The sequence below is a fragment of the Moorena sp. SIO1G6 genome (genome assembly GCF_010672795.1).
Taxonomy (GTDB): Bacteria; Cyanobacteriota; Cyanobacteriia; order Cyanobacteriales; family Coleofasciculaceae; genus Moorena; species Moorena producens.
In genome coordinates this window covers 14,472-33,625 of sequence record NZ_JAAHFZ010000046.1, presented here as the reverse complement: position 1 = coordinate 33,625, position 19,154 = coordinate 14,472, and the positions used below count along the sequence as shown (strand labels likewise).

The window sequence follows — 19,154 nt, the reverse complement described above, 5'->3', positions numbered from 1 at the left end:
CGCAAGACTGTGATTTAGGACAACGCATCTATGTGATCTTGATCAATAATTTTACCCAAAATCCTCTAAACCGTCATTTATAAAGTAAAGGATTAAATGGCTGTAGGGCGCTTGATAGCTACACCATTGGTAAGTTTTGACTAGTGACAAAACTAAAATTAGCCCCAAAAGCACTAGATTAAATAAGTGCGTTACGATTTATTAACGCACCCCAAAAAAAATTAATATTTATTTTATAAATCAGCTCTAAATTGCTGATTTTTGATTAGGTTTTGTTGAGGTTTGTTTGTTAACAGTACTATGCAGTAAACTGTCAATAATTAACCGATTATATCAAGTCCAGTGAATCACATCCAACATAATCCCTGGATAGTTGGTGATGGAGAATCGTTAACTACCAATTACCAACTACCAAGGTAAGCTATCAGCTAATGCGCTACGCGCACGCTGCGCGAAGCGCATTAGCTGATAGCTTATGCCCACGCTACTTGAGGTACTTTTTAAGAAAACAGGTAAGCATTGGTTTAATCTATGTTACGTCTGCTGACACCTGACCGCTGACGGCTGAATGCTGAGAGCTGAATGCTTACTTACCAACTACCAACTATCACTTACCAACTGCAAGTAATAATTAGTGAAGGGGACAATATTACCTGTTTATTGGCTTACCATTTCAAAAAAGCGGCTTCTACCCCTTGTTCTCGCCGAATCTTACTGTCCTTCTCAAACCAATCGATGATCTGCTGATGGGTCAACTCTTCCATGGGCACCCCAGTATCTTGTGAAATATGCTTCAACAGTCTGAGGGAGGAAATAGTTAAACGAGTTAAAAATTTCTCTGGGGAAGAGAGCAATGCTTGGTCTACATCAGCGGATTCTTCCGGAGTTAAGAATTGGATTGAGGATTGCTGGGAATCAGCCATAAGGGTTTTCAAGGTTTACTACATAATTTGTAAGCTATCAGCTATCAGCTATCAGCTATCAGCTATCAGCTATCAGCTATCAGCTATCAGCTATCAGCTATCAGCTATCAGCTATCAGCTATCAGCTATCAGCTATCAGCTTATGCGCACGCTACTTGAGGTGCTAGCAGGCGCTTTAACTGCCCGGGGTCGGATGAGTAAAACGAGCAGGGATATTCAATTAGCTCTAGCAGCACCCCCCAGATTCCTTACTACCGACCGTTGATTAGCTGACGGCTGACGGCTGACGGCTGTTCGCGTTCGCGAAGCGTCGGCTTTGCCGAAAGCGTGGCCAAAGGCCTTTAGCTGATAGCTTACAGGCTTATGTTATTGGCATGTCACTTATTTAGTCGCCCTTTGATTAAATAGCCGCACTGATGCTCTCCATTATTAAGCCAGTGAGTACGCTCCACGGTACAATCTGGCAATACGGCGGCAAACATTTCCAATTCATGACCACAGACACTGGGGTAAGATTCGGCAACGTTGGAAATAGCACAATTGTATTCGGTTAAAATATACTGCTCCCTAACGCCATTATTTAAATTACCTGATTCTGGGGTGTGCCACTCTGCCATATAACCTTCTAGTCTACGCAGTTCTACCAACTTGGCTACTCGCTCTCGCACTGTACCATTCCCGATACACTCCCGGTATTCTTGAGCTTTACGTTGCCATTGCTTTTGTAGAATCGTGCTAGTCTGTTCTCGACCCAAGGTTTCTGTCATGGTATCGAGCAGGGAAACGGAAAACTCTCCGTAATGATGGGGAAAGCGATCGCGTCCTTTGTCAGAGAGGTGATAGATATGTTGAGGACGCCCCATACCACTTTGAACAGCTTTGTAATTAATTAGCCCTTCTGCCTCCAATTCTTTGAGATGACGTCGAATAGCTTGGGGGCTAACCCCTATGGCTGTGGCTAACTCCTGGGCTCTTGCTCGATCCTGTTTGAGGAGATATTGTAGGATGTCTCGCTTGGTGGAAGTTTGCTGAGTAGGCATCATGGGCGATTGAGTTGGGGATTGGGTAACAGGGGAAGGGCACTCAGGCTTCCCTTTGGTGCTTGTCGGTACCGTTATTTCTATTAAATCTAAATTCCCTTGACTTTAACAACATGTTTGTTGTTAATATAACCTACAATAGAGTTAAACAACAAAAACGTTGTTTTAATCCACCCAGTAACCAGATTACACCCCGTGGGCATGAGGAAGCTATGTATTATAGTTGTAACCGACGAAAAAAGCAAGCCGCTGTCTTGATGCAGTCGCTACCCGTAGTCTACAACCTCTAACCTTCCAAGCTGCCAACCTACTCTACGGGAAAGTCAAAGGCGAACAAACTATCACTGTGTTTGTAACTCTATTGAATCCTTAATGATAAGAGAGCACTAAATCAATGACTGCCACTGTCAAGACATTAGTCAACCAACCCTATAAGTACGGCTTTGTCACAGATATTGAAGCGGATACCATTCCTCGTGGACTAAATGAGGATATTATCCGTCTGATTTCGGGTAAGAAAAACGAACCTGAGTTCATGCTGGAGTTTCGCCTAAAGGCGTATCGACAATGGCAGAAAATGACCGAGCCAACCTGGCCCCATGTCACCTATCCTCCCATTGATTACCAAAAAATTATCTACTACTCAGCACCCAAACAGACGAAGGAAAAACTCAATAGCCTGGATGAAGTTGACCCAGCTTTACTGGAAACCTTTGATAAATTAGGTATTTCCCTATCTGAGCAAAAGCGGCTGGCTAATGTAGCAGTGGATGCCATCTTTGATAGTGTCTCGATCGCCACTACCTTCAAAGACAAGCTGGCTGAGTCGGGGGTAATTTTCTGCTCGATTTCGGAAGCATTGCAAGAACACCCAGAGTTAGTAAGAAAATACCTGGGTAGTGTTGTTCCTGTGGCAGATAATTACTTTGCTGCTCTCAATTCGGCAGTTTTCAGTGATGGTTCCTTTGTCTATATTCCCAAAGGAGTCAAATGCCCGATGGAACTGTCCACCTATTTCCGGATTAATAATGGAGATACTGGACAGTTCGAGCGTACCCTAATTGTGGCGGAAGAAGGCAGCAATGTTAGTTACCTAGAAGGCTGCACTGCACCGATGTACGATAGTAACCAGCTGCACGCAGCTGTGGTGGAACTGGTTGCCCTGGACAATGCTGAGATTAAATACTCCACGGTGCAAAACTGGTTCGCTGGGGATAAAAATGGTAAAGGTGGGATTTACAACTTTGTTACCAAGCGGGGATTGTGCAAGGGAGTCAACTCGAAGATTTCCTGGACTCAGGTAGAAACTGGTTCTGCTATTACTTGGAAGTATCCCAGTTGTGTTCTAGTCGGTGACAATTCCATTGGTGAATTCTACTCTGTTGCTCTAACCAACAATCTCCAACAAGCGGACACAGGTACCAAGATGGTGCATATCGGTAAAAATACTCGCAGCACGATTATTTCTAAAGGGATTTCTGCTGGTAAGTCCAAAAATAGCTACCGGGGTCTAGTCAAAATTGGTCCGAAGGCAAAGGGAGCACGGAACTACTCCCAGTGTGATTCTATGTTGATTGGGGATACAGCTGAGGCGAATACGTTTCCCTACATTCAAGTCCAGAACAACATGGGCAAAGTCGAACACGAAGCCTCCACTTCCAAAATCGGTGAAGACCAGCTATTTTTCTTCGCTCAACGAGGGATTTCAGAAGAAGATGCGATCTCGATGATGGTGAGTGGCTTCTGTAAAGATGTCTTCAATGAACTTCCCATGGAATTTGCTGCCGAAGCAGATAAACTTTTAAGCCTGAAGCTAGAAGGTACAGTCGGATAACTAAGGTTAGCAGGTTGTTAGCAGGTTGTTAGCAGGTTGTTAGCAGGTTGTTAGCAGGTTGAAGGTTGGGAGGTTGAAGGTTGAAGGTTGAAGGTTGAAGGTTAGTTTGTTGAAAGTTAGTTGCGTAGGGTGCGTTAGGGACGGGCTCGCCCTCATTTTATCGGTAGCCACTGTTGGGAAAGTCCGTCCCGTAACGCACCACCTGGTCTAATATTTATTACACCAGCTAACATTCAACCTTAAACCTGATAACCTTAAACCTTAAACCTGATGACCTTAAACCTTAAACCTGATAACAATACTTCTGGGATAAAGCATTTATTATCAAGTCAAAATGATTAGTGAAACTAGTGAAATAATATTGTCTGTTCGGGATTTGAGGGCAGATGTGGATGGTAACCAGATTCTGAAGGGATTGAATCTGGAAGTGAAAGCTGGGGAAATCCACGCGATTATGGGACCGAATGGTTCTGGTAAGAGTACTTTGTCTAAGGTATTAGCAGGTCATCCAGCCTATGATGTAACGGGAGGCGAGGTAAGTTTTTTAGGGCAAAATCTCTTAGAAATGGAGCCGGAGGAACGCTCTTTGGCTGGGGTATTTCTGGCGTTTCAGTATCCATTGGAAATTCCTGGTGTCAGTAATTTAGATTTCTTGCGGGTGGCTTACAATTCCCGTCGCAAGCACAAGGGATTGGAAGAAATTGATACATTTGATTTTGAGGATTTAGTTGAAGAAAAGCTGGAAATTGTTAAAATGAATCCCAGCTTTCTAGAGCGTAGTCTTAATGAAGGCTTCTCTGGAGGAGAAAAGAAGCGGAATGAGATTCTGCAAATGGCACTTCTAGAACCTAAGCTGGGGATTTTGGATGAAACAGATTCTGGCTTGGATATCGATGCTCTCAAGATTGTGGCCAATGGGGTGAATCAATTGGCAAGTGCTGAGAATGCCATGATTTTGATTACTCACTACCAACGTTTACTGAATTATATTCAGCCGGATTTTGTTCATGTAATGGCAGATGGTCGTATCCTCAGGACTGGTAACAAGGAGTTGGCTCTAGAGTTGGAATCCCGTGGTTATGACTGGGTGCTAGAAGACGAAACTGCTGAGGTGAGTGTCTAATGACTATGGAAGTTTCTGTAAAACGGGAGGTTTCTTATTTGTCGGCACTGCTAGAGCAATGTCGCCAGGATAATCCAGTTGAGATGGATTGGTTACAAGAGCTAAGTAACCACGCTAGGGGGATTGCTCAGGAGTTGGCGATTCCCACCACTAAAGATGAGGAATGGCGGTTTACGAATTTGTCGCCACTGATGCAGGAGACCTTTGAGGCTGGTGTATCTGTTGATACAAGCACCTTGGATATTAGTCCAGTAGTTTTGCCAGAGGCGGTTAACAGCCAATTAGTATTTGTCAATGGGATTTATGCCCCTGAGCTATCCTCTGTGGCTGGGTTGCCTGAAGGGGTGTTTGTCGGGAATTTGGCCGAGTTGCCATCAGAGTATCAGAGCCGAATTGCTGATTATTTGGGCAAGCACCAGGGGGTAAGCGATGTGTTTACCCTGCTCAATACCGCTGGTTTAACTGATGTGGCGGTGATCTGGTTGCCGAGGAATACTGAGGTGACGGTTCCCATTCATCTGCTTTTTGTTTCCACGGCTGATGGGGTGCCTAGGCTGTTTCAACCCCGTTGTTTGGTGGTGGCGGAGCCTGGTAGTCAGCTGAGTTTAGTTGAAGAGTATTGCCAAGGCCAAGAGGCGAGCGCCCAGGGTGTTTATTTGACCAATTCCGTGACCGAGGTATGGGTTGGGGAGAATGCCAGGGTGACTCATATCCGGGTTGATGGGGAAAGTAATCAGGCTTTCCATGTCGGCAAGAGTGCGATCGCACAATCTCGGAATAGTTTTTATAGTTGCCATGGGGTAGCCTTTGGGGGGAAGTTGTCTCGCCATACTCTGGAGGTGTTTCAGATGGGTGAGGGGACCGAAACGATTCTAAATGGCTTAACCGCGATTAGTGAGCAACAGTTGGCAGATACTCATACTGCGGTGATGTTGAATCATCCCAATGGGATCAGTAATCAGCTGCAAAAGTGCATTATAGATGGTAGTGCTCATGCAGTGTTTAATGGTAAGGTTTCTGTTCCTCAAGCAGCCCAGTTGACCAATGCAGCTCAGTTGAATCGCAATTTGTTGCTATCGCCCAAGGCTAGAGTTGATACCAAGCCTCAGTTGGAGATTACAGCTGATAATGTGAAATGTTCCCACGGTGCTACAGTCAGTCAGCTGGAAGCGGATGAAGTCTTCTATTTGCAAAGTCGTGGACTTAAGGAAACCGATGCCCGTAACCTGTTGATTGATGCGTTTGTAGCAGAAATAATCAATCAAATTCCCCTAGCTTCTCTTCGCCAAAGACTTTCGGAAACAGTCATAAGTTCAAAACGGGAACGGTAATAACGTTCAACAGTAAGATGACCTTAACTCAAGAAAAAACCATTGCTGATCAAGTCCGGGCTGACTTCCCTATTTTGCACCAGGAGGTTAACGGTAAACCGCTGATTTACTTCGATAATGGGGCTACTGCCCAGAAACCGGTAGCAGTACTGGATGCACTGCGCCACTACTACGAAATGGACAATGCTAATGTTCACCGAGGTGTCCATACCCTTAGCACTAGAGCTACAGACGGTTATGAGGGGGCACGGGATAAGGTAGCTAGTTTTGTAAATGCCCAGTCACGACAAGAGATTGTCTTTACCCGCAATGCTTCGGAAGCGATTAACTTAGTAGCTTACAGCTGGGGTTTGGAAAATCTGCGCCAGGGAGATGAAATTATTCTCTCGGTTATGGAACACCACAGCAATCTGGTGCCTTGGCAAATTATTGCTCAGAAAACTGGAGCCGTACTAAAGTATGTGGGATTGACGGAGACTCAGGACTTTGATTTACAACAGTTCCGACAGCTGATTTCTGAGAAAACCAAACTGGTAAGTGTGGTTCATGTTTCCAATACTTTGGGATGTATTAATCCGGTAGAGGAAATTATTGCGATCGCACACAACTATGGCGCTAGGGTAATGATTGATGCTTGCCAAAGTATCCCCCATATGCCCATTGATGTCCAAGCTATGAATTGTGATTGGCTAGTGGCATCGGGTCATAAAATGTGTGCTTCCACCGGGATTGGCTTTCTGTATGGAAAACTAGACTTACTCCAAGCCATGCCTCCATTTTTAGGTGGTGGTGAAATGATTGCCGAGGTATTTCTGGATCACTCCACCTATGGGGATTTACCCCATAAATTTGAAGCAGGGACACCAGCCATTGCTCAAGCGATCGCACTTGGTGCCGCAGTAGACTATTTGACTGGCTTGGGTATGGATACTATCCATAGCTATGAAGAAGAATTAACCGCTTATTTGTTTAAGCAGTTGCAGGAAATTCCCGATCTAATCATGTATGGCCCCCAACCAACAATAGATGGTAAAGGTAGGGCAGCCTTAGCAACATTTAATGTTAAAGGATTGGATGCTAGTGATGTATCTACCCTGTTGGATCAAGACGGTGTAGCAATTCGTTCTGGACATCATTGTACTCAACCCTTGCACCATCGTTTAGGAGTAACTGGTACAGCACGAGCCAGTTTGTATTTTTATAATACTTTTGAAGAGATTGATCGATTTATTGTGGCGTTGAAAGAAACAATTGAGTTTTTCAGAAGTGCTATGGAGTGAATAGATAGGGTGGCTGACGGAGCGACAAGGACCGCGTCGGGTGTATCTCACTTTTGTAAATTTTGCGTAGGGTGCGTTAGGGGTGGGATTGCCCTAATTTTCTGCCTCAACGCCCGGGTTGAAATAGCCCACCCCGTAACGCACCACCGGCTCAAACAGTAAAAATGAGATGCACCCGACCGCGTCAGCTAGGATAGCCAATTTTTTAAACAAAAGCTATAGTCATTTTTTCAAGATATGATTAACATCATCAATGCTCAAGACATACTTTTCTGGATCATGGGTAGGTTTAAAATAATCGTTTAAATGATGATTCCAAATTATGCATCTTTCCAGACAATCATTTCCGTAAGACCTTTTCAGATATTCCTCCGCTTTATGGGGAGCATAAACCTCAAAGTCACAGAATTTCAATTTTCGCAAAGGAAATATTTCATGATCATCTAGATATGTGTAAAAACAATTTGGAGATGCCCCTTTTCTTTCTTCATATATAAAAATGTCAAAATCATCGGCAATTTTATAAAAATGTTTATCGTGTTTTTTTAAATAAAATCCATGTTGATTAAGTATATCTTCTAAAGATAAAAGTCGATTTATATCTGATTGTTTCATCTCAATATCAATATCATCATCCCAAGGTATGAAACCTTGATGTCGAATAGCACCCATTAGGGTGCCATCAATAGCCCAATAATTGATATCATGCTGCCTAAGTAGAGAATCTATAAATTTAAATTGCTGCAAAAGACTTAAATGTATCGCTTTGTTTTTTTCAGCCAGAAAAACTACCATGTCTTTAGCTGAAAAATTATCACTTGAGGGAGTTGCTAACTGGATAGTTGTTTCATAATTAGCGATCAAGTTTGATAATAGTGGGCTATTTTTGAGAGAATCACCATGATCAGATTCTAAAGGCGCTATATTAGACTGCTCTATGGTTTTGGTTTCATTTGCTACTTGCACGATGTTTGTAGCAATATTCTCAATTTTTTCTAATTTATGTAGTGGGATATGGGTAGATAATAAGTACCACCACAGTTCACGATGGAACTCCTCATTCCCTGGATCAGACTTAATCGCCTTAAGGTAGAAGGCCATCGCCTCTTCACAATTACCTTCCTGTGCAGCCACATGACCTAAGTTTTGGTAAGCCGCTGACATTTCAGGATTAACCTGAATAGCCTTCCTATAAAATTTTGCAGCTTGATTTGGATTGTGCCTATAACTAAAGACTTTACCTATATGATAATAAAAATTATCTAGATTAGTTGATTCTATTGCTTTTGCATAAGATGATACAATTGGTTCAACTTCTAAAAACCAAGGGATTTTATTTTTTTTAAATCGCAGGATTATAGCTTTTGAATAGTTTTTTTTAGCTTGTTTTACATGCTCTAATTTTGCGCAAATATCCCCTAAAAAAATATAACTATAAAGTTCAATATAATCTGGATTAGCTCTGATTATTTTTTGGTAAATTGAAAGATATTCTTGAAATTTGTCTTGTCTTTCTAAAACTTCAGCAATAGTTTTATAAATAAATATAATTTGCTGATTTAGCCTAGTTAATATTAAGGTATTTTTCATAATTTAAAGTTGCATTAATTATTTATAATATTGATTAAATTAACCTAAATTTTAGGTATAAACAAGGGGGTTTATCAGCATTGTAAGCAATAGCTTTTTGAGAAGTAGCAATTGCTTAATCTGGTTGATTAATCTTAGCATGAGCAAATATTAAATGTCTATAATTAAACTGTATTAACAATTATTTTTTCTTTGTCAATAGTAATTTTTCTTGAATTTCTAGTTTGATCAGAGTTAAATTTATCTCATAAATTACTTATAGCAATTCTACGACTTGTGAGGTACAATTTTATGGTTTTTAGGGACCCCCAAGACCGCGCTGCCTCCCCAAGACCGCGCTGCATCGCTACTCCCTATTCCCTGTTCCCTGTTCCCTATTCCCTGTTCCCTATTCCCTGTTCCCTATTCCCTTTACTAGATCAGCCATCTGAGCATTTTGATATGGTTTTCCTGCTGCCAGATAAATACATTGACCTGCTCACAGATTTCGGCTTTAAACGTGTCTTTGGCACTGAGCCAAACAAGGCACTGTTGATAGACTTCTTGAATACTCTGTTGCCTCCCCATCATCAGCTGAAGGATGTCACCTTTAAGAATCCCGAGTTTTTGGGCAATACTTTAGTGGATCGAAGGGCTATTTTTGATATTTATTGTCAGAGCGAGACTGGTGAACGCTTCATCGTAGAAATGCAGAAGGCCAAGCAAAATTTGTTTTCTCTTGGTGCGCGTTCCCTAGGTCGGGAAACCCGACCGGGGTCGCACCGCAAGGATAGAAGTGTCTATTATTCTACTTTCCCGATCCAAGAACAGGCTGAACAGGGATTTTGGAACTATGAGCTCACGGCAGTTTATACGGTTGGTATTTTAGATTTTGTATTTGATGACCACAAGCACGATTCGGAACTGCTGCATGTGGTGGAGTTGAAAAATCAGCACTGTGAGGTGTTCTACGATAAGCTCAAGTTTATTTATGTTGAGCTACCCAAATTTACCAAGTCTGTTGATCAGCTGGAGTCCCATTTTGACAAGTGGTTATTTCTATTCAAACACCTAGCCCAGTTGAATGAACCCCCATTACCCTTGCAAAACGATGTGTTTGGCCAGCTATTTGATGTGGCAGAGATTGCCAATTTCTCATCTAGGGAGCAAGCGCTGTATCAGGATAGCCTGAAAGTCTACCGGGATATGTACAATGTTACCCAAACCTTGATTGACGAAACCCTGGAACAAGGTATAAAACAAGGTATCAAACAAGGTATCAAACAAGGTAGAGCAGAAGGTAGACAGGAACAAAAACAGCAGATTGCTAAGCAGATGAAGGCGGCAGGCTTACCCGCTCAGGATATTGCCCAATATACAGGGTTGAGTATGGATGAGATTGATCGGTTGTAGGTTTAAATTGCTTCAAGACCTACAAATTCCTGGGTTTTTGCGAAATACTATTGCCTTGATGGGGGAACTGAAGTACCGATAATCCCCCAACAAGGCACTTCACCATCACTTGGTCAAGTCGCTATCGGCGAAGCCGACGCTGCTTAACGCGCTCCCTATCAAAATTCAAAATTATTAATTCAAAATGACAATCAGTGGGGGCTTGTACCCGCCACTGATTGAAGACCACTGATAGCGAGGGATTGCTCGCTATCAGTGGGGGCTTGTACCCAGAATTAAAAAATTGCCAAATTTCTGATTTTCAATATTGTTGAAGTTTGAATTTTGAATTTTGAATTACCACTAGGGGTCATAAAGACGCTTGAGCGAACCCTATACTCAGCCTTGAATACAGGGTAAACGCATCTTGTCAATAAAGCGGGGGTAGTTCTCAATAAACCTGGCCTTATTGTGCTTATTGACAATGGCTTTTCAACATATAGTGTTTATTTAATTTTAAAAACACTATATATAGGATTGAAAAAATTAGATGCGTTTACCCTGCCCATCTCACGTCTGAACGATTGTGGATTCTTCAGTTATTGAGTACTCCTTGCCGTAAATATTAACTCTTGGCTTGATTTCGTGCTCAAAGGAGGGAGGAAAATTATCTACACGTAATCGCTACCTGAGGAATGTGGGTCATAAAAGCTATTTCAAGCATTTTCTGGTTGAGTTCTTGCAAGCGGAAGCCTGAGGGTTTCCTGATGGAAGTACGAGGCAGCGCTGTTTGTTTGATACATGGAAAACATTGGGCAGTAGAGAACCTCGTTCTGGTCGTGCTGCCACTATTCCCAATGGCAAACCTTAGGCCATTGGGAATAGTGGGAGTATGTCAAAATGCTGTCCTGATTTTCGGGGCAGCACACAAATATAAATGAACCTTCCCTTTTCTTATTCCAGCACGCAAAATTTTGGTCGCATCTTGCAATGTACTGGCAATGCGATCGCAGTAGCCTTTCATTGCCTTCCAGTAACCCTTGGTAATAACTGAGGCAGAATCGGTAACGTACTGGGAAGAACCTATAGAGCAATTTTCGCACCGGTTCCAGGTAACAGGCAGACAGAGCTGTCCACATCTGCCCTCATGCCTACCAAATAAGAACCATTTAGTCTAGCTTCCGGGCTTGGGGCTTGGGGCGGCCTATCCTACGTGCTGCCCCCCTCCGGCATCTCCAGCATTTTTGTCATAATCTGCGATCGCATTCCATCAACTTGATGGGAGATCATAACTCGAAGAGATCCGCTTCGCGGCACGCGAAGCCTGCTCATCCAACTTTTTCAGCGCTGCAGATGAGTCTTAATTTTTGTTTCATTTCCCTGATTTATCACAGATCCTCACAATATCCTCATTTTTCTTTCTTAAGCTCAAAATAGATTTAGTTCTACCCAATTCCCAAGGGCGACCTGAACTGGTCAACCAAACCGGGGGATTAGCTCCCAGAGAGATTCACTTAGAGGTTGGCGTCCCTTTGAAGACCTAGGGCCGTAATCGTTAGCAACGGAGAAAGTGTGATGAAAAATTTAGCAATTTTAGTTTTTTCTCTTTTGACTCTATGTTTGATCCCCCTTGATGCACAAGCGAAGATAAACCGATCATGTAATGCTAAGATACAGGTTAGATATGATTTCGAACTATTTAAAGTATTTGGGAACAACACCGGTGTTGTTCCCAAATACTATCCAACAAAATCCGTTGATATCTTTCATTTCTCGGCCCGTGCCGGCTGTGGACGTGTAGTTCCCGATCGTTGCCGACGTCGGGCGCGTAGAAGTGCTTTGGATTGCATACAGCAACACTGGAGAATGCGTGGTAGTAATCGGATACCGGACTGTTGCCGGGAAAGTAGGATTCGGAACTATGATATTTCAGGAAGCCTCGAGAGATTGGTGAATGAAAGATTCTGTTTGCATCTGGGAAGAGATTCTAGGGGGCAATACAAAGCGCATGGAATGCCGGTAGAGATTAGTGGTTATACCTATGGAAAACGGAACTGTGGTGGTGAGGTTAACCTCGTCGGCTGGGGTTACGGTATCCCAGAGTATAAGATTAATTGCAATTCCTTGAGATAGTTGCTCTTTGCGAAATACCTATTAAAAAAAGAAATGTTAAAACCCACATTCCGCAGGTAGGAGAGGATAGCCATGGTATTTTTGAAGCATGAAACCAATAGCATCTTCAATAAGTTCATCTGTCACAATTGCCAACGGCTGAAATTCCGGGAGTATTGCTAGAAATCCAACCTTCCTGACCGTTGTTTTTGACACGAAACCAAGTATCGAAAGTGCGTCCCGAATTGCTAATTCGGTCGGCTCGCTGAATTGCAGTATAAGTTGAATGAGCCTCTACTTTACCCGAAACATATCCTCCAAACGGATTGGGTTCGTTGCGAATATCTTTGGGGAATGGACGGGTATTTTTTATTGAGCAGTTCTTAAGGGTGACAGTCTCTATTCGTAGTCCACTTGATTGTCTGCCATTATTTTTTGGCTGACTTTTGGGATTTACAGAGTTAATTAAATACAATCCTCCTATAATCCCCGTAAACATAAGAAAAATCAAAGGAAAAAGAAAATTAAAAAGAAAAAAAGATGCAAAAATTTTTGTGACTAGCTCGGGATCATTGCTGGCTTTTAAGTTGAAATCGTAGAGCCATGTAGATACTTCCACAGTCTTGCCTGTCACTAAATTCGTTATTTTTTTTGCTAAGACTGCCCCATCTTGCTTGACACGACCGATGACCTCAACCTCATCACCATTAATAGCCAGGTCGGTATTTATGTTGTAGCATTCTACAACTTTATAGCCAATAATATCTCCAGTATCATCAAGTTCTTCGAGACGGAAAGTAAATAGGCTGTTAGGTGCTCTATAAGCATTTCTAACAGTTCCTCGAAAAACTTGTAATTGTTCTACTTGAGTATTCATAATACATTGACTCCTAATTTACTCTTGTTATTCATCCTGTAAGCATTCAGGTGTAGGGATTGACAAAGTCACCCCACTCACTTCAAAAGCGGAATCAGAGACAATTCGTGAGAACGCTGCCTGACTGCTAAGGACACAGCCTGACTCAGGAACTTTATGGTATTACGCCCTTGAGCACGACAAGACTGAATCACACTTAATAATGTTGCTGAACGCTCAAACCCATTCCAGGAGCGAGACCCCCCTGCGACTTTACGCTTAGTCACTGCCAAACGCAAAGAGCGTTCTGCCCGATTATTATCGGGTGGGACTTGTGGGTAGTCTAGGAAATACCACCATTGCTCGGACTTGTGCCTCAGCGATGCAGCGCGGTCTTGGGGGTTCCCCCCATGAGCGACTGCATCAAGACAAGACTTGAGCAACAACCCCGCAGCATGACCAGCTTTTGAACTCCAGCTCTCAATTGCCTCAGTTACTCGCCCCTTGAAAGACTCAGCCCAAGAAGCATAAACTGATGCCTCACCAGTCTCACGCCACTGACGGTGTTGGGCAAAAGCTTCATCAATCAACTCAATAAAGGCTTGACCCAAGCCTTGTTGGTGAGGCTGTTTCAGACGAGCGACTTGCTGAAAATGTCGTCGTAGATGAGCCAGACACTTTTGTTGAGCTGCAACTTCATAACCGTTGTAGACGCTAAAATCGTCGGAACTGAGGACTCCTGCAAAACAAGACCTACGTAGATATTCAAGTTCGGCTCTTGAACGAGTGTCCCCGGCATGGAACAAACTATATCCGTATCCTGAAAGCACCCACATCCATTCTTTCACCCCATTGACCAACCATGGAGACTCGTCAACGTGGACATGAGGTTGATTCTTGACCCACTCTTTTAATTCACTCACTTGTGGAGTAACGGCAGAGGCGACCCGCCGGGTGGTGGCTTCTAAAGTTCCTAAACTTACCTCGATGTTCCCAAACTCTTGCAACCATTCCTGTTGCTTTTGATAAGACAAATGACCGTAGTGTCCCAACCAAACCAGCATTGCCTGCAAGGAACGCTGACAAGTCTTGTCCTGCAATGACATTCTCGGGTAACTCTCCCCCAACCACAGTCCCACAGTGATCACATATCCTTGCCTGATGCTGGTACTCTACAATTTCGATCGGATGCTCTACCAGTTGAGCCACCACATAGCTTCGGGTTGAGCAATCCCTACTTTCCCAATGATTTCCCTGACAGATCGGACAACTTTGAGGTTCGACTACTACATATCGGTCAACCCGCCCAAATCCTTTTCGGGTTTTCCCTTTGTGTCCTGGTTGTCCTCCTGGTTTTCGTTTCTCGGAATCTGATTCCTTCGACGGTTTTTTCTCTGACCTTCTGATTAAATCACTTGATGGGGGTTTTGATGAAGTCTGGCTGTCTTTGTTCAACAGACTTTTGAGGCGTTCCACCTCCCCAATCAGTTGTTCAATCACTTGTTGCTGTTGCAGCACCAGCTCCACCAGAACTGATTGGGGCAGCAGTTCCAGAGCTTCAAAGCTATTTGGGATAGCTGGTGGTTTGATTTCCATGGTTCTACACTACTACTCATCCTTCCCTTTTTGTCAACCCCATCACCTGAATGCTTACTTCATCCTTACCAGGATCCCTCAGATTCAAAGCCTGATTCATCTCTATCCGTATATCCTCCTTCCCCCTCGTAAAGTTCTTCTTCAGTGAAGACCATTTCATTTTCAGGGCTATCAACCTCTGCTTCTCCCCCTTCTTCAGGCTCATCGATCGGCTCTTGTCCATCAGTTTTTTCATCTGGCGCGCTATCGCCATTGAGAGCTTCTGCCATGTCCTCGTTAGCTTCTGCCATGTCCTCGTTAGCTTCTGCCATGTCCTCGAGAGCTTCTGCCATGTCCTCGTTAGCTTCTGCCATGTCCTCGAGAGCTTTTTCCAAGTCATCGACTGCGTCAATGATACCATATGTACAGCCTAAACCTCCAGCGACTGCTCCTACTCCCCCACCAGTAACGCCTCCAAGTACAACGCCACCAAAGGTAGACACCACACTCCCAATAAAATCTTCCATTGCCTCGTCGAAATTTTCATTTGCCTTGTCGAAATTTTCATTTGCCTTGTCGAAATTTTCATTTGCCTTGTCGAAGGCTCCGTCGAAATCTTCCATTGCCTCGTAGACCGAATCCCAATCTTCACTTGCCTCATCGTAATTCTCTACGCCATTTGCTGCATCAATTTCATCATCTATAGTGTTCATGATTGCCTCCAAGGAGTACATGATTTATTTCTTAGACAAAGGAAAATTTATGTCCTTCCGAGCGTTCGATTTTATTGGTACTATCTGATTCATTAAAATCACTCATTATTCTATCTACTTTAAGATTTTTTCGAGATCAAATCGCTTACTCATGATATAACTTATCTTTTGATATTCGATCTGGTTCAAGAGTAATAATGGAACCGTGGCCATCATCAATTTAACGATCGAGAAGCTTCATCATATTCACGACAACCTTATTCCTGAGATGTGAGTCAAGGTAAGGCATGACTTCCATTTTTTGAATCACAAAACATAGAGATAGCTTACACTTTTCTTTTTGAGAAATTGACTCAATACAAATGCGTCTTTGAGCGACATTACAAGTGTGAGCAACCTGTTTCCAAATATCGTCCCCTGAATACTTACCGAGGGCGTTGGTTATATTATTATCAAGCCGTCGATCGTTCAGCAGAGGTTCGATATTGTAGCGATAGAGGCACTGTTTCTTTGGACAGCTCATCTGGCACCCTGCAAAGGGCCAATATGTCAGTTGACATTGATGTTGATAGTCAACTTGAAAATTTTTGACTTGTTGAATTTCTTTTTCTGTAAGTGCCTGATTCATCACCTCCTGATGGAATCGCTTAAATGCAGTACTAAACATGAGACCTAGAAACATACTGGTTAGTCGCTCAACCGTTTCATACGTCCAGCCATATTGCTTGCCACGCCGATCAAAATAATCCTGAATGCCCCGCACTAAGACAAACGACAGAATTGGGGAGCCACTATCCAACTTTCTGAACTTATTGACAAACTGAACTAGATTGAGAAAATCTTCAATCAAAGCTTGGGGATAAACAACTGTTGAGATGATATAGCGAGCCATAATTTCTCTAAACTCGCTATTCTCTACAACTTGCCTTGCTAGTTTTCCGTATTTTCTTAACTGTTCTTGATAAATTAATCCTCCTGCTTGGGGTAGGAGTTTATTTTCTGTCGCTTCATCACCCCGCTTCATGATCTGGCGAATTTGATAGATTTCCTCAGTCTTAGATATCCCTGTAGTGGCGATCTTGCTATAGGGCACCTTCACTAGAATCGAGCGATCGTCTCCTTCACTGTAGGTAACTGCTTCCCCAACAGTTAATGAGGCAACGCGCTGCTTTTGGTCTTCATCTAGATTCATTGTAGCTCCCATCACCTCTCGGTCGTCGCCAGAAACGATACGATGCATTAATTTCAAATTCGTATTCTTGATGATGTCCGCAGCTAATTTTGTGGGAATTTGTTCTACGATGATAAACCCCTCACCATAGGCACGGATTTCAGAAAGAATATTGCAAAAAGTCTCAACGGCTTTCCCTCTAACATTGGCAATTTCTGTACCTGAAAATGGGGTTACATATTTAAACAATCGGTGCGCTTCTTCCACAATAGTGAGGTGAGAAAGTCCTTCCCCTTCGCGGATCCCTTGACTGATGTAATGCTCATTTAGCATGGTGAGCAGCAAGCCAATAACAAATGCTTTTTCGTCATCATCTCCAATAGACTCCAATTCTAGAATTGTTGGCTTTTGTAGTAAAATTTCAATGGGTGTGGACAGGTTGACATCCAACATTAAACCCTTACTCCCAATGCGAAGGCTATTAATGCGAGTTTTTAAGGCTGACTTAATATCCATCGTGATTTTTGCTTCATAACCCAATCCATCGACAAGCTCTTCAATCTTTAGATAAAGATCCGTTAAGGTTGGTTGTGCTTTCGGATGAATACCCCTTGCGTTTTCACCCGTTGCCAGATCCCACCCTTTATCCTCATAAATTTCATGAATACATCGCTCTAATACATACGGCATCGGTCCGTACATGGTGAAACTGGCATTAAACACTGACTTGAGATAGTCAATATGAGTCTGAACGGAAACTCCCGGACGAATTTGAAAAGGATTTAATCGAAGAGGAGATGTCATTTCATCAGCAAGAGTAAAGATTTGTAATTCACTGGAAAACTCCGGACTGTGCATGAGCTTTCGATATTCAGTTTTAGCTGGCTCGATCGCTAGAAACGGTACTTTTGTTCGCCAAACCTGCTGTAAAATGTGAAAAATAGTGTTTGTCTTGCCACTTCCTGTCGTGCCAACTACCAATCCGTGTCGATTCAACTGTTCTAGATCCAGTTGATAGGAATACCCCATGGGTCGCCCCCGGTCAATGACTTCTCCTATCTGAATTGCAGGAGTTTGTCTGCTGACATGATGAGAAGCGACATCAAAGCGAGCATAGTCTCTGACAAAATAGCCGGGCATTTCCTCCGTCGGCAGATGAGTTAATGACGCGACTTCCTGAGCATTGAGTAAGCTCAAGTATTTATATGGATACCGAACCAATCCTGGTCCTTTTGGCGCAGGTATCGTAGCATGGATCAGTTGATTAAGAGTATTTCTGATAGGCGGACAACGTAAAACGCGAATTGGATCTGGACGAGACTCTAAACCACTAAACACTGATTTTAGAATAGCCTGACCGTGACGCAACTTCTTTTCAGTTTCTGTAAGTAAACCAGTGACTACGTGCCACATTCCCTGAGATTTGCCCAGTTCTAGCTTCTGTAAAAATACCCTGAGTAGGGAATCATATCTTTCAGCGATCGCATTCTCTGTAACAGAAATCTGCTTTGCATCGGATAGAATTCGTAACTCATTTAGTGTTGTGTTGTATAGACAAGTCACTTCATTAGTAATTACTGGTACTGCTGTGACGATATAAGCCCATCGAGCATTCTTTTCATTGGTACTGTATAGCCCTCGAATCAAGCGTTCGATTTGTTCAATCCTAATCTCCTCTGTATCTGCTTTGACAGTTGGGGTTCCGGTCATCAAGGCAGCACGGTTCAATCTCATTGTTACCATTTCCAGAAGTTCAACATCACTGGTACTTAGGGAAACGCAAAATTCAATACTGGGATAGGCACTTTGTAGAGAGGTTTTTAACGTAGAAAGATTATTTTGGAGATCAGACTCCTTATTTTCAGCATTATCGGAGCTATAAGTTCCTACAAATAAGTTAATTCGAGATGACTCACCAATAATTAAGTAGATTAGTGGAATTTTTTCAGCATAAAGTCCTGAGTAAAAGTCTTGCATTAGATAGCGAACAGCACTGAATTTTGCTTTGTATTTTTTCCAAAAATTAGAAATTCCTATAATCTTTATAAATTCAACTTTGTCGTTTTTTGAGAGCCAACATTGATTGAATAGGTCATCAGGAATTTCCTCTACGTGTTCTAAGTATGAACGTTCTAGATAACCAATATGTTGTGTTGAGAAACTCGAAAAATTATTCACAAATTCCTCCTTTTTATAAATAAAAATTTTGATATAGATTGAAAAGTGTTATATAGC

General features: G+C 42.7%; 11 protein-coding genes and 1 pseudogene. 5 read left to right on the top strand and 7 right to left on the bottom strand.

The genetic code is table 11. The annotated features are described in order from the left end of the window. Nucleotides 1–665: 665 nt before the first annotated feature. Both F6K63_RS28205 and sufR read right to left on the bottom strand, forming a co-directional pair. A complete protein-coding gene (locus F6K63_RS28205; RefSeq protein WP_044494119.1) occupies nt 666–923 on the bottom strand; it encodes an NDH complex assembly factor CRR9 in 258 nt (85 codons plus the stop codon). Nucleotides 924–1,300: 377 nt separating this feature from the next. Continuing rightward, the gene (gene sufR / locus F6K63_RS28200) at nt 1,301–1,966 is read right to left on the bottom strand and encodes an iron-sulfur cluster biosynthesis transcriptional regulator SufR (RefSeq protein ID WP_287313763.1); all 666 of its coding nucleotides are present in this window, start codon (nt 1,964–1,966) and stop codon (nt 1,301–1,303) included. Between the two features lie 391 nt (nt 1,967–2,357). Here sufR and sufB point away from each other — a divergent pair, with 391 nt between their 5' ends. The 4 genes from sufB (at nt 2,358) to F6K63_RS28180 (ending at nt 7,531) form a co-directional block, all read left to right on the top strand. After that, on the top strand, nt 2,358–3,797 hold the full coding sequence (gene sufB / locus F6K63_RS28195; RefSeq protein WP_071104376.1) for a Fe-S cluster assembly protein SufB: 1,440 nt from the start codon (nt 2,358–2,360) through the stop codon (nt 3,795–3,797). Between the two features lie 334 nt (nt 3,798–4,131). Continuing rightward, a complete protein-coding gene (sufC, locus tag F6K63_RS28190; RefSeq protein ID WP_287313761.1) occupies nt 4,132–4,920 on the top strand; it encodes a Fe-S cluster assembly ATPase SufC in 789 nt (262 codons plus the stop codon). Beyond that, nucleotides 4,920–6,251, top strand: a complete 1,332-nt coding sequence (sufD, locus tag F6K63_RS28185; protein WP_287313759.1) for a Fe-S cluster assembly protein SufD — start codon at nt 4,920–4,922, stop codon at nt 6,249–6,251. Before sufC ends, sufD begins: the two co-directional genes overlap by 1 nt. A gap of 17 nt (nt 6,252–6,268) precedes the next feature. Beyond that, nucleotides 6,269–7,531: a SufS family cysteine desulfurase gene (locus F6K63_RS28180; protein ID WP_287313757.1), complete on the top strand. Its 1,263-nt coding sequence runs from the start codon at nt 6,269–6,271 to the stop codon at nt 7,529–7,531. Between the two features lie 222 nt (nt 7,532–7,753). Here F6K63_RS28180 and F6K63_RS28175 read toward each other — a convergent pair whose 3' ends face one another. Beyond that, a complete protein-coding gene (locus F6K63_RS28175; RefSeq protein WP_287313755.1) occupies nt 7,754–9,121 on the bottom strand; it encodes a LicD family protein in 1,368 nt (455 codons plus the stop codon). 441 nt (nt 9,122–9,562) lie between these two features. Between F6K63_RS28175 and F6K63_RS28170 the strand changes: the two genes are divergently transcribed. Beyond that, the gene (locus F6K63_RS28170; RefSeq protein ID WP_502708371.1) at nt 9,563–10,513 is read left to right on the top strand and encodes an Rpn family recombination-promoting nuclease/putative transposase; all 951 of its coding nucleotides are present in this window, start codon (nt 9,563–9,565) and stop codon (nt 10,511–10,513) included. Between the two features lie 2,227 nt (nt 10,514–12,740). On the opposite strand, the gene F6K63_RS28165 is transcribed toward F6K63_RS28170, so the two are convergent. The 4 genes and pseudogenes from F6K63_RS28165 to F6K63_RS28150 form a co-directional block, all read right to left on the bottom strand. Then, complete coding sequence (locus F6K63_RS28165) at nt 12,741–13,481, bottom strand: hypothetical protein (RefSeq protein ID WP_287313751.1); 741 nt, start codon at nt 13,479–13,481, stop codon at nt 12,741–12,743. Between the two features lie 77 nt (nt 13,482–13,558). Beyond that, nucleotides 13,559–15,056 (bottom strand): annotated as a pseudogene (tnpC, locus tag F6K63_RS28160) (IS66 family transposase). A 65-nt stretch (nt 15,057–15,121) separates the two neighbouring features. Beyond that, entirely contained in the window at nt 15,122–15,748 is a 627-nt protein-coding gene (locus F6K63_RS28155) for a hypothetical protein (protein ID WP_287313750.1), read from the bottom strand. A gap of 220 nt (nt 15,749–15,968) precedes the next feature. Then, nucleotides 15,969–19,097: an ATP-binding protein gene (locus F6K63_RS28150; protein WP_287313748.1), complete on the bottom strand. Its 3,129-nt coding sequence runs from the start codon at nt 19,095–19,097 to the stop codon at nt 15,969–15,971. Nucleotides 19,098–19,154: the final 57 nt, after the last annotated feature.